At 67.0% G+C, this 12,503-nt stretch carries 12 protein-coding genes and 1 pseudogene; 11 read left to right on the forward strand and 2 right to left on the reverse strand.

All coding sequences use genetic code 11. From position 1 onward, the window contains the following. Positions 1-287 precede the first annotated feature (287 nt). From J7F03_RS36935 to J7F03_RS36950, 4 genes are all read left to right on the forward strand, one after another. Positions 288-1,028, forward strand: a complete 741-nt coding sequence (locus J7F03_RS36935) for a helix-turn-helix domain-containing protein (protein WP_214957401.1) — start codon at positions 288-290, stop codon at positions 1,026-1,028. Positions 1,029-1,030: 2 nt separating this feature from the next. Then, entirely contained in the window at positions 1,031-1,804 is a 774-nt protein-coding gene (locus tag J7F03_RS36940; protein WP_214957402.1) for a hypothetical protein, read from the forward strand. Between the two features lie 352 nt (positions 1,805-2,156). Next, complete coding sequence (locus tag J7F03_RS36945; RefSeq protein ID WP_214957403.1) at positions 2,157-2,567, forward strand: hypothetical protein; 411 nt, start codon at positions 2,157-2,159, stop codon at positions 2,565-2,567. Between the two features lie 11 nt (positions 2,568-2,578). Then, positions 2,579-3,067, forward strand: a complete 489-nt coding sequence (locus tag J7F03_RS36950) for a hypothetical protein (RefSeq protein ID WP_214957404.1) — start codon at positions 2,579-2,581, stop codon at positions 3,065-3,067. 174 nt (positions 3,068-3,241) lie between these two features. On the opposite strand, the gene J7F03_RS36955 is transcribed toward J7F03_RS36950, so the two are convergent. Then, positions 3,242-4,360: a hypothetical protein gene (locus J7F03_RS36955; protein WP_214957405.1), complete on the reverse strand. Its 1,119-nt coding sequence runs from the start codon at positions 4,358-4,360 to the stop codon at positions 3,242-3,244. A 524-nt stretch (positions 4,361-4,884) separates the two neighbouring features. Next, entirely contained in the window at positions 4,885-5,910 is a 1,026-nt protein-coding gene (locus J7F03_RS36960) for a tetratricopeptide repeat protein (RefSeq protein WP_214957406.1), read from the reverse strand. A 565-nt stretch (positions 5,911-6,475) separates the two neighbouring features. Here J7F03_RS36960 and J7F03_RS36965 point away from each other — a divergent pair. The 7 genes and pseudogenes from J7F03_RS36965 to J7F03_RS36995 all read left to right on the forward strand — a co-directional run. After that, entirely contained in the window at positions 6,476-6,661 is a 186-nt protein-coding gene (locus J7F03_RS36965; protein ID WP_214957407.1) for a hypothetical protein, read from the forward strand. A 124-nt stretch (positions 6,662-6,785) separates the two neighbouring features. After that, positions 6,786-8,693, forward strand: a complete 1,908-nt coding sequence (locus J7F03_RS36970; RefSeq protein WP_214957408.1) for a nucleotidyltransferase domain-containing protein — start codon at positions 6,786-6,788, stop codon at positions 8,691-8,693. After that, a complete protein-coding gene (locus J7F03_RS36975) occupies positions 8,660-9,811 on the forward strand; it encodes a hypothetical protein (protein WP_214957409.1) in 1,152 nt (383 codons plus the stop codon). Before J7F03_RS36970 ends, J7F03_RS36975 begins: the two co-directional genes overlap by 34 nt. Continuing rightward, positions 9,808-10,236 (forward strand): SDR family oxidoreductase, encoded by a 429-nt coding sequence (locus J7F03_RS36980; RefSeq protein WP_251073053.1) that lies wholly within the window; start codon positions 9,808-9,810, stop codon positions 10,234-10,236. Before J7F03_RS36975 ends, J7F03_RS36980 begins: the two co-directional genes overlap by 4 nt. A gap of 30 nt (positions 10,237-10,266) precedes the next feature. Beyond that, positions 10,267-10,704, forward strand: coding sequence for an NUDIX domain-containing protein (locus J7F03_RS36985; RefSeq protein WP_214957410.1), 438 nt, complete (start codon positions 10,267-10,269; stop codon positions 10,702-10,704). Between the two features lie 192 nt (positions 10,705-10,896). Beyond that, the gene (locus J7F03_RS36990; RefSeq protein ID WP_214957411.1) at positions 10,897-11,355 is read left to right on the forward strand and encodes an SCO4225 family membrane protein; all 459 of its coding nucleotides are present in this window, start codon (positions 10,897-10,899) and stop codon (positions 11,353-11,355) included. Between the two features lie 157 nt (positions 11,356-11,512). Beyond that, positions 11,513-12,100 (forward strand): annotated as a pseudogene (locus tag J7F03_RS36995) (site-specific integrase); the annotation flags it as partial. Positions 12,101-12,503: the final 403 nt, after the last annotated feature.

Here is a 12,503-nt window from a genome sequence, read left to right on the forward strand (position 1 = left end):
GCGCGCACCGAAGGTGCGCTGAGTTGCTGACCTGCGAAAACAGCACGCCGAGCGAGCTGTCGCGAGGGTCCGCCCATATCCGTGTTGACTGCTGTTCACCGCTCCGAAGGGCATGGATGGGGCACGCGTCTGCCGACTTGGCGGAGTGAGGCGCTTCCCCCGTCCTGTGGGCAGAACGATTGCGCCTTGGCTCCCGGAATCGTGAGGGTTGACGCAAGGTGATCGGGACGGGAGACTGGTTGCGCGTACTCTCCCTGGTTCGTGAGAGGAGGCGCAAGGAGGTGGCCATGGAATTGCTGTCAGTGAAGCAGGCTGCGGCCCTGCTCGGGGTGGACGACTCCCGTGTTCGTCAGTTGCTGCACGACGGAAAGCTCCAAGGGCAGCGAGTTGGTGGTCGTTGGCTGGTTGCCGGGGACAGCGTCCGGGATCGCAAGGACCGTGGCCCTCGTTCGCGGAGACCGCTGTCGGCCCGCAACGCGTGGGGCGTTCTGGCGGTGCTGGACGGCCATCAGCCGGTGGGTCTGTCCGACGCGGAGAAGTCCCGGGTGAGGATGCGGGTGCGGAATCTCCTTGCCCACGAGGGGTTGGCCCCGGCAGTGTTCCAGGAACTTCTTGCCGCCCGGGCCGAGGTGCGCTCGTATCGCGTTCATTCAGGCGTGCTGATGGCGTTGCTCGCCGCTCAGGATGTGGTGAGGGGCGGAGTGAGCGCCGCAGCGCGGGTGGGGGCGGACTACGTGGCTCTCGGGCGTGCGGAAATCTACGTGCATCCAGAAAAGGTGGAAAAGCTGGAAGCCGAGTTCGGGTTGGCCCGTGACGAAGAGCGGGGCAATGTCTCGCTCCGCATTCCCCCAGCGGAGATGTGGTCGTTCCTGATCTCAAGGCCTGGAATGGCTGGGCAGGGCCACGACGCTCCGGCCTCGGTAGTGGCGGCCGACTTGCTGGACCTCCATGAGGGCCGAGCCGACGCTGCGGCGGCCGGGTTGCTCAAGCCTCTCCTGGCTCGCTACACACAGCCTCGGAAGGCGTGATCATGGCGGCTGAGGTGCCCGATGTGCGACTGGAGTCAGACCTGTTCACCGGTTCACTGGTGGAGCTGTGGGGCGTGTTGTTCGACCTGTCGGAGCAGGTCCCGGATGCCTGGTCGTTGATCGGCGGGCAGATGGTGCTCCTGCACGGCCTGGAGCACGGTCGGACTCCGCCAGCGGCGAGCGCCGACCTGGATGTCCTGGCTGATGTGCAGTCGGACCAGCAGAGCTTGCGCCGTTTGGTTGCGGCGCTGGAACGCCTCGGATTCGCCCCTGCCGGCATGTCACCGCAGGGCAACCTGTTGCACCGCTACCAACGTGGTGTGGACCCGCAGCGGTTGGTGGTGGATCTGCTGGCGCCCGATAACCTCGGCCCCCGTGCAGACCTCACAACGACGCCGCCCGGCCGCACGCTGGAGGTGCCAGGCGGCCGGCAGGCCGCGCAGCGAACCGAGGCTGTGGTGGTTCAGCTGGGGCAGCGAACGGGCCGCATCCGCCGCCCCAGTCTGCTTGGGGCGATCGTGGCAAAGGCTGCTGCAGTGAGCATCAAGACCGCTTCACCGGAGCGGCACTACCGGGATCTGGCGTTCTTGCTCTCGTTGCCTGCCAATCCGCTGCAACTCAGAGATCAACTCGACAAGGGCGACCGTAAGAAGCTCGCGTTCGCGAAAGCTCTGCACAATCCGCAGCATGCCGCTTGGCGTCAACTGCCCGACGAGGGTGCGCGGGCAGACGGCCAGGCCATGCACGTGTTCCTGTCTCCGCCTGCGGTGAGGTGAGGGAAGCCGAAGGGCTGTGACCTGGTCGCCGCCGCTGTGGTGCGCAAGTGGTGGGGGTGTTAGTGGTCGTCGAGGCCCCGGCCCACGATGTCGGACAGGGCTCCTCGGTAGGTGATGCCGAGCTCGGCACGCGCGACGGTGGAGCGGGGCGGCCGATTGGGTGAGGTTGACGATCAGGCGATCGGCCGGCTGGCCAAAGGCCTAGCTTGCGGCTGGTCCTCAGAGATATGGGCGGGGCTTGGAGTGACTGCGTCATGCCTGTGGTTGGTCGTAGAGGTGGAAGTCGGGAACCCTGTGACAGAGAGTGCGTGAGTCCGTACACTGAGTGCCAGGGATCAGGAATGGGGGACTTGTGGATGCCGATGTTGCCGGTCTCGTAGCCAGTGGCGTCGCGACGTTGGGCGGGCTACTGGTGACGGACGCGTATGAGCGCGTCGTGCGCTCGAGGCTTCTTGGACTGCTCGGAGGTGGATTCTCACCAGAGCGGTTGCCAGGCATCGAGGACTTCGATCGACTTCATCGAGGACTTTCTGACGCAACCCAGAACGGGGATGCACGGGCCAGGCGCGGGTTCGAGCGCGAGTTGAGGGGCTACGTGCGGAGCATGATCGATGCTGATCCCGTAGGCGTCGCGGACCTACTCTCCTCTGTGTGCGAGGACTCGGTGGAACGCACGGGTGGTGCTGCAGCCAGCGTCTCGCTGACCAATAACACGATCTTCGGGCCTGTGCTTGGCTCAGGTGTACAGCACAACTCGTTCTAGAGGTGCACGTGTTGAATGAGCAGCATGGATACAACAGCGTGAGTGAAAATACTATCCACGGGCCTGTTCAGCTCACAGGAAACCAAATCAACACCTTCATCGGGTGCGCGTCAGATCCCTCGCCGCATGATTTGCTAAATAATCACAAACGGATTGCGCGGGCCACATACTGGCAAATGAAGCGGGAGTTCCTTCTGTGGCTCTGGAAGGTATTCTTCGTCCTCGAATTTACCGGAACAGCGGCGACCGTCCTGGTTATTCGCAAAATCACCCTCGCGGGCTACTTGCTTCAAGGTCATCTGCTCTGGGTTGCCTCAGTGGCAGTGCTCGGATGGTTTGGGGATGCGATTTTCTTCTGGGTAAGGCGCCGTCTGGAAGCGCGCGACAACCCCTTGTTGACTCGTGGAGAACCAGTATTTTTGCAAGATGTCCTGCCGCGGATTATGGTGTTGTTCTTCGGAGTATTTCTCTATTTCGCCCTTCCTCGCATCCTTCTGTAAATTTTAACTCGGATTGCGGTGGCGCTCAATCGATGGGTGAACGTGATGCGAGGCCGGCGTGGTAGGTGCGCGAATGACGAAATCAAACCTCCGCTAGTCGGGGTATGCCTGCCGGGTGGAGTCGGCTGCGATGGTTACGGTGTGAACTTTGCGCCACGAAAGTCACCTGCCTTCTTAGCTCCCTTCTGCCCATTCGTCAAAAGCGGCAGCAGTAAAAGCCCCGCAGTCGCGCACTAGCTCAACAAATGCGGCATCGTCGAACCCTGGGAAATATACAGGGATTAGCCCATAGAGGAACTTGGACAAATCGACCTTGTCAACATCAGGTCGAGACGGCAAATTGTAGTGCACCATCATGTTTCGGAACTTCCTGCCACCGCTGCCTGTGAGCAACTGCACCGAGGGGGAGTCCAGAAGACGACTGGCAATTTGCTCGGATCGGGCCGAGAGAGGGTAGTCGGCGTCATCAACCAGCAGTCGCACGCTACGCAACACCTGATAAAGGGAGAGGTATCCTATCTTGAAGGCGGTGTAGTCTAGACGCTGTCGATTAATTTCCGACGCTACGACCAGCTCGGCAAAATTCAACATTGCCCGAAAAGTCGTGAGAATGGCGTTAATCTCGGGCGTGTTCTGGCCGTTGAAAACCCTACGATAGTAACCCTTGGATCGCACATCGCGAGCTTCGTTCATGGCCGTCGAATGTAGGGACCTAACGAAGGTCGGCTCTCCATCGTCTTCGAGACTAGCCCCGAGGGCGCCAAAGTAAGCGCCGTACTCTTCGAAGATTGATCGGATATACGGACCAGGGTTCTGCGCAAGCAGCCTGTTCGGATCGAAGCCCAAGTGGAATGTTGCGGCATGTGTGGTCGTGATGAGTCGACCGCCATAGCGATACAATCCGAGATCGGCCTCGAAGCGGCGTGCCCACGGAATCCAAGTATTGCCGAGGAACCTCTCCGCGTGTGCGGTGAACACCTCATCGCGGAAATAAGAAATCTGCCCATCAATCCCGCGCTTTGTGTCTTCGAAGAGCTTCAATGAATGTCGAGAGCGTGTACTGATTGTAATGGTTTCCTGATTGAAGGCCGCCAAGATGTCCGGCTTGATCTGTCGCACCTTCTGGAGGGATTCATACATCGATAGGGAAAGGTATGGGGCCATGCAGAACGACACGGCGGAGCACAGGTGTGCGTCATCACAGAACTTCATATCGCGCGCAAAGCGGCCAAAATAATTCGCGTCCCTAGAGATTCCCGTCCAGATGACAGCGTTCCACGCATCCGTCTCCATGGCATGTAACTATGCCAGTGAGCCAGGCACCGGCGATCAGATTTGGAGAGGCTGTCTCTCGGATCAGCTGGTCCACGGCCGCAACGAAATTCCGCCTTGCCGTCGTCCTGTCTGCCTGCCCTGGGACGACGGTAGGTGGGATGACAGCCCCAATAGGACCACAATGCACCCGCAGCTGCACGACTTGCCGGAGGCATGCCGGTAGGTGCTGCCCCGGCTCGGCTCGTGCCCAGGGGCCTGCCCGCCTACAGGGGGGCGTCGACGCAGCGCGGAGCGGACTGCAGGCAGGAGCGTCGCACGGGGCGGATCCGGGAGCCCCGCCCGGCGGAGCAAAGCGCAGCCGGGTGCTTGATGAATAGGGAAACCTGTACCAGGTCCCGCGCTGGTCATTGCGGCTACGCCGTGGTGAGAGCGTCCGCAATGCCTGCATGGCATCCGTAACGGCGTCGGCTCTCGAATCTACGAAGAGGGCGTGTTGCGCATGCCTGCAGAGAGCGTGATGGTGCGGGGCCCTCGGGCGTTCGCTACCTCGTGACGCGGGCTGCCCGCTCGCGGAGCTCCTGGGCCCCCGGGACTCCGCTGTACCGGCGGAGGCGGACCCGCATGTCCTGGAGAGCGGCCTGGACCTTCACGGAGCGGATGCCGTCGGCGCAGTCGAGGAAGTCGCGCCAGGTCGCCAAGGCGCCGTCGACGTCGCCTTGGCGGAGGCGGACGCCATCGAGGTCGGCGAGGACGATGGCGCGGGTGCGGCGGCGGTCGAGGCCGTGGATGTCGAGGGCGAGGTGGAGGTGTTCCTCGGCGGCGTCGAGGTCGCCGAGGCAGGAGAGGATCATGCCGGATTCGTGGGCCCAGCGGCCGGGGGAGTAGTGGGCGGCCCAGGAGTCGCCGCCCGCGGCGGTCGGCTTGCCGATGGCGGTCTCGGAGTTGGCGAGGTGTTTGGTGGCCATGCGGCGGTCGTCGTCCTGGGCGGCGGCGTTGGCGAGGGTGGCCTCGTAGTAGGCGACGGCGCGCGGGTTGTCGAGGTTTCGGCCGTACTCCACGCAGGCTTCACCGAGCTGGACAGCCTCGGCCCGGTAGCCGAGGTCGACGCACTGCACGGCGAGGCCGCGGAGGGCCGTGGCGGACAGCTCGGGGTCGCCGGCTTCGGCGGCCAGGCGGAAGGAGTGCGCGTAGTAGCGCTGGGCGAGTCCGCGCAGTTCGGGGGTGTCGCCTTCGTCCTGGGCCATCCAGCCGGCGAGGTGGACGAGCTGGGAGGTGGCTGCGAACAGGTCCCGGCCCGTGGCCTCCGTGAAGCGCCCTTCCAGCCAGGGGGCGACGTCCTGGGTGAGATAGCGGACGGCCAGGTGCCGGGCGTGGCCCCCTCCGAGTTCGGAGGCCGAGTCGCCGAGGGCCTTGACCATGTGGCGTACGGCCGCCACCTCGCCCTGACCGACGCGGACGGCTCCGGGCGTAGCGGTCCTGGTCCGGCGGGTGATGCTGTCCATGTCGGGCAGGCCGAGTGCGGACAGCGCGTATCCGCTGGAGGCGAGGATGAACTCCCGACGTTCCACGTCGCTCCTTCCCAGGTGCAGGACTGATGCAACGGTATCGGCGTGGAGTGCCACCGGCATGGCCTCCGGAAGGTTGATCGCCTCGGGGTCCAGCCCCAACACCTGTGCGATGTAAGGCCACCAGTGGTCGGGAGTCCGCTCTCCCTCGATCCACCGCCGGGCGTGCTGGCGCTGCAGGCGCCGCGGATCACCGCTTTCCGCCAGGCCAAGGGCACGTGCCAACTCCGAGGGCCCCCAGCCTCGTTCCTGGCATGCCTGCTTGATCAGATCCGCGACGGCCGGGTTTCCTCGGCACCCCGTCACCCTCCCCACCTGGATTACGCGGGATTACGCAGGACTACATCCTGGGCCCTGTCCCGGGAGGGCGGGCCGCCGTTCACTGAACATCACCCCGCAGATCTCCGAATGGCTCGAACAGGCACTGTTCAGGGCCTGTTGGTGCCTGCCCGGACCGGTGAGAGGAACCGATGGTGGCGATGAACGCTGACAGCGCACGCACCCGCACGATCCCGCCTTCCCGAGTGGTCGGTGCCGCCCGGCACCCCGCCGTCCGAGAGGCGGGGCGGTGAGCCGGGTTCCGTTATCCGACCCGTTGGGGACGGTCCTGAACTGGGTGTGGGCGCTCGGTACGGCTGCCGGACTCGCGGTGGTCGGTGCCATGGCCCAGGCCGAGTACTCGTCCGCGCAGACGCCGTTGGCGCATCCGGCGCTCAGCGCCGACGACGTCCCTCCGGCCGACAGCGCCGGATAGACCCTCCGGCTCCGGCCTGTCCTCCCCGGCCGGGGCCGGAGCCCAGCCGCTCTCCCGCCGACGCACAGGCCCTCGCACCACCTCGTCGGCGTACGTGCTTCGCATCACCAGTGAAGGGAAGCCGATGTCCAACCAGCACAGCAGCGACACGCACCCCCTCCTCACGTCGGTCGCGTTCAGCGGTCCCGACAACACGGGGAAGACCAAGCAGATCGGAATCCTCGCCCGGCGCATGGGCCCGGCCGCCACTTCCGCGGGCCCGCTCGACCACTACGACTCGCGCTGGGCGACGATCAAGGCCGAGGGCATGGCCCGCTGGTGGTTCGAGACCGGCGCGGTTCAGGAGGTCGCCGACGTCCTCGCCACCTCCTACCTGGAGCGTTCCCGCCGAGCCTTCTCCGCGCCGGTACGCCTGCTGGACCGGGGCATCCCCATGCTGGAGGCATCCGTCGCCGCGACGGTCGCCGTACGGGAGAGCCTCGGCCCCGCCCAGGCCTCCGACCGTGCCCGGCTTCTGCTGGCCCCATACGAAGCCGATCTGCGGGCCGCTGAGGAGGGCGAGTACGCCCTCGTCCTCCTGCACTGCGACGACCCCGAGGAAGGCACCCGCCGGAGCCTCGCCCATGAGGTGACCGTCACCGACACCTACGCGGCCTACCAGCGCCACCTGCACGAGCAGATCGGCCGGCTCGTCGCCGACGGCCGCTTCCCGATGTCGATCCGCATCGGTGACCGGCCGACCATCGCCATCCAGGACGAAGTCCGCCGGCTCCTGGCGCCACTGCATCCGAGCGTGCCCAGCCGGGCCTTGTCCGGCGTACACGTCACCGCGCTGGGCGGCATGTCGGAGAGCGGCAAGAGCACGGCCGGCGAGTACCTGCGTACGCACCACGGCCACGCCCGCCTCAAGATCGGTCACCTCGTCGAGGACGCGGCCGGCCGGGCGGGCATCCCCGCCCCCTACCGGCTCGGCTCCGTCGTGCAGGCCGAGCTGATCGTGGACGCGCTGGACCGCTACTGCCAGGCCCACCACTTCCTCGACGCCGTCACCATCGAGTCGCTGCACGACTTCGACTCCACGTCGGAACTCGCCCGGATGCTCGGATCCCAGCTCAACATCGCCTACCTTGACGCCTCCGAGACCACCCGCACACGGCGGGGCACCGCTGGGGCCCAGGACGTCGCCGACCGCGACGTCGTCAAGAGCGCTCGGGGCGCGGACAAGATCGCCTCCATCGCTCACGAGGTCATCGGCAACGACGGGCCGCGGTTGGAGCTGGAACGCCGCCTGGACCGCATCGCCCTCGACCGCCGCTGGCCGGAGCACCAGCCCAGCACCATGCCGGTCAACGCGCTCGGACTCCCCGTGCACCTGGAGTCGTACCTGGCCGCATTCCTCGACCGCACCACCGGATCGCGTCCACTGATCGACCTACTGGCCGTCACCGGCAGCGGCGCCCGGGGCAAGTACCAGCACGGCTGGAGCGACCTCGACGTGTTCGTCGTAGCCGATGCTTCCTCCCTCGACGGGATGCGCCGGATCCTCGCGGAGCTGGAGGCGGAACTCGGCGGGGTCAAGCTCGGCCTGACCGTGCTTACCCGGGCCGAGTGCCGGGCCGGCGCCGTGACCTCCCGGCTCCTCCACGTACTCACGCTCATCGGCAGCGGGGCCCTGGTCCCGCTGTGGTCCGCCCCTGGCCTGACCCTGCCCGCGCCGGACGCCGCCACCGACGTCGACGTGAGCCTGCGCGACGGCATCCAGGCAGCCATCGAGATCCGACGCCAGCTCCTCAAGGGGGCACCCGACCTCCGCGACCTCTACAAGGTCACCGCCCTGCTCGCGAAGATCCAGCTCCGCTTCACCGGGATCGAGTGCCCTTCCGACGGCGACGCCCTCACGGTGCTCCTCGACGCCAAGCGGCAGGACACGAACATGGTCACCGCCGCCCGCACAGAGCGCTCGGCCGCCGAAGCACTCGCGGCCGTGATCCTCCAGAGGTGGCTGGACACCCTGCCGGGGGCGACCCGGTGAGCGCGGGCGGCCGTCTGCAGCTGGCCCCAGCGGCCACATTCCACAAGGAGGCGGCAAGCCGCGAGCAGGGCGCCACCGAGGCGAAGGGATGGGCCCAGCTCGCTCCCCGCATCACGGTTCCGGCCCTTCACGGGCAGATCCTTCTTCCGGACAGGCAGCTCCTCGCCTACGAGGACGTCTTCGCCAGCGGCCGGTGCGAGCTGCTGATGGGCGACGTCATCGCCCTGGCAGACCGGGACCCGGCCGTGCTGCTGCCCCGCCTGGACCGCCTGGTGGACGGCGTCTGCGCCGACCTGCGGGCGGCGGCCGAGGAGACCGGGAGGCACGTGGCGCTGGCCGAGTGCGTTCCGGACCTCTACCTCGACCGGATCCGCCCCGGCGGCCGGGTGGACCGCTGGTACCTGCGCCGCGACCTACCGATCGCTCTGCCCCACACGGATGCGACCCTCACCCTCCGGGAGCTGGCCGACTTCACCCTTACCGCCAACGGCAGGCAGCTGACGCTGAACGTCGCCGACATCATCGACAGCCTCCGCCACGCCTTGGCCCCCGACCGCCGCTGGCTGGCCGGTCTGACACAGGGCGACCCCACAGAGCCCAACATCGCCGATCCGCTGTGCTGGCTCGACTTCGAGTTCGCCGGCCGCAACACCGCCGCGGGCGAAGCCGCCAACCTGCTCTGGTACTTGATGGCCCTGGGCGGCTGGCTCGTCCCCGACTACCAACCCGACGTGTACGCCCGCACCCTCCGCCTCGCCCTCCCACCGCAGACCCGCCCTCGCATCGAACACCTGGAGCTCCACGAGAGCAGCCGACGCATCGACATCCGGTACTCCTGGAACACCGGCCCCGGCCGCGGTGCGGCCATCACCCGAGCCTTGGACGGTCTCCGGGGAGAGGGCGGCACCGCCCTGGAGGAGATCCACGCCTTCCTCGCCCTGCGCATCCTCGGCGTCATTCCGGCAGCCCGGCTGACCGGCCACGACCTCCTGCTCGTGCTGATCAAGCTCGCCGAAAGCCAGGACCCACTCATAACCCTCGACACGTTCTTCACCACCACACAGGCACCTCACCCCAACCCCGGTGAACGGAGCAGTCATGTCCCTGCCCCTGCTTGAGATCCCCCTCCAGGCCCGCCCACTACCGCACCTGCCACGCCCTGACCCCCGGCATGATCGAACGCCGCTGGGGCCGGATCGTGAACATCGGCAGCGTCAACGCCCGCGCCGGCCGCACCAACCTCGTCGCCTACAGCACCGCCAAGGCGGGCCTCCTGGGCCTGACCCGTTCCCTGGCCCGCGAGCTCGGCCCGTACGGCATCTGCGTCAACACCGTCCTGCCCGGCGCCATCGAGGTGGAAGCGGAGACCGCCATCCCCGCCCACCACCGCGCCCGCCCGGAGGACCAGATCAACCGGCAGTGCGTCCCGCGACGCGGCTGCCCCGAAGACGTGGCGGCCCTGGTGGCGTTCCTCGTCGGCCCGTCCGCGTCGTTCATCACTGGGCAATCCGTCCATGTCGACGGTGGCTGGCTGCTGCACTGAGACCGTCAACAAGCAAGGAGACAGAGCGAAATGATCGAACGAGTCCGAGCCGTCCTCGTCACCGCGGACGACACGATGCTGGTCATCCGCCGCACCAAGCCCGGAATCCCCGTGTACTGGGTGCTGCCCGGCGGTGGGGTCGAGGAGAGCGACGAGTCCCGGGAGGCAGCCCTCCACCGCGAGATCCACGAGGAGATCGCGGGGAAGGCCGACATCGTCCGCCTCCTGCACACGATGGAGTCCGACGAGGAGCGTCAGCTCTTCTACCTCGCCCGCATCGATACGTGGTCCTTCGAGGACCGCACCGGCCCCGAGTTCAGTGCCGAGGGGCGCGGCGAATACGCGCTGGAGGAGATCCCGTTGACCTCGGAGGGGCTCGACGGCATCGACCTCAAGCCCGAGGAGATCACCCACGTCCTGCGGAGCGCCATCGGTGCCGGCGGACTCGGGGCTGGGGTCGTGGTCTAGTCGCGGAATCCTCCGGCGCCGCGTGCCGGACATGGGGGATACGTTGCGCGGTGTCCCCGGCATGTTTGCCGTGCACGGCGCTGACCAGGTACGCGGGGCAGAGCAGGATGAGTAGGCGTACTCAGGTGGCGGGGCCCGGCAGCTTCGAGACTGGCAACAGGACGAACGAAGCGGAACGGGACGGGGAACGAAATGGTGCGGCGCTGGTCGAAGGCTGAGATGTGGGTGCCCGGCGCGTACCTGGCACTGGTGGTCGCGATGCTGGTCTACGTCGCGGTCGGCAGCCGGATGGGGGACATCGGGATCTTCGGAGCCTGGCCGATCCTGGCCACGGCGCCGGTCAGCGTCTTGCTGCTGACGTCCTTCGGACCCGCGGCGGACGCCCTGGACGCGCCGGCCCCGGTCGTGGAGCCCTCTTACGGGTCGCAGCCGCCGCGCGCCGAACCGCCCAGGGAGTTCCTTCCGGAGTCCGCCCCGCGCCCCGCAGACTGGGTCCCCCCGGACACGTCCGTGGACCCCAAGCTCGACATGTTGGACGGCTTCGGCTTCTACGCCTCGGTCCTGGTCGGAGCCCTGGTCAACGCCGCGGCGATCTGGGCCCTGCTCCGCTACGTGGCGCGGCGGCGCGACGCCAGGAGTGCGCAGGCCTAGCCGTACGGCCGTGAGGACATCCGGACATGCCGCCGGGGCCAACGCTGAAATGCGTTGGCCCCGGCGGCGTTGGTCAGAAGGTGTACGGGGCGAACGAGCGAGGGGGCTTGATCATGAGGCCAAGCAGCTTCGGTGAGCAGGGCGGAGGGGTTGTGGCCAGCTGGCCGAGCTGCGCCGTGCCGACATCTACCTCGACACCGGATCCGTCCGTGTCCGACGGGCGGCTCCCGAGCTGAACACCGGCCGCCGGGTGATCGGCGACCCCAAGTCCCGGGCGGGAAAACGGGAGATCATGCTGCCCGGCTTTGTCCTCCTCGACGTTCGCCGGCGCCTGGACTGGTTCGCCCAGCCCGGCCCGGACGGCCTCGTGTTCGTGGGGGAGAAGGGTGCGGCCCTGCGTGGCACCACCTTCGGCCGTAAGTGGCGCAAGGCCCGCGACGCGGTCGGCATGCCGAAGGAGTTCCGCTTCTACGACCTGCGCCACACCGGCAACACCCTCGTGGCCGACACCGGCGCCAAGCTGAAAGACCTCATGGTCCGCGCCGGCCAGTCGTCCGAGCGGGCCCAGCTGATCTATCAGCACTCCACCAAGGCGCACCAGCGCACCCTCGCCGACAACATCGACGCCGACGTCCGCCGCCGGCGCTCTCAGGGGAATCGGCGTCCGGAGGGGGCTGCGGTCGCACCCGTGCATCAGCTCGTGCCACGGCTGTCGGCACCGAGCGGAGCGGCTAGGAGGAGGTGACGCGCAGGAGTGTGGCCGGGCACGAAGGATGAGTCTCGGCATTCGGGATCTCGACCGTGCCCCGTCGCAGCGGGCGGGAGCCCAGGATCCAACCTGACGCCCCGTTACGGCACTTATGGCACGCGAATGGCACGCAAGCCCTGAGAGGTCTAGACAATGACGAAGCCCCAGGTCGTTGACCTGGGGCTTCGTAGAAGAGCGGATGACGGGAATCGAACCCGCGCTATAAGCTTGGGAATCACCCGGCACTTGGGGCCCTGCTGGGCTCTGACCTGCGCGAACGCCCGGTGCGAGGCTTGTTGTAGGGGCCCCGGACGTACCTTTGCCGACCGCTGTTTACCGCCCTGACTGGCACGTAGTGGCACGCGCCGCCCAGAGTGCTGGGCGGCGATCACCAACCGCT

This window comes from Streptomyces sp. ISL-43 (genome assembly GCF_018614195.1).
Classification (GTDB): Bacteria; Actinomycetota; Actinomycetes; order Streptomycetales; family Streptomycetaceae; genus Streptomyces.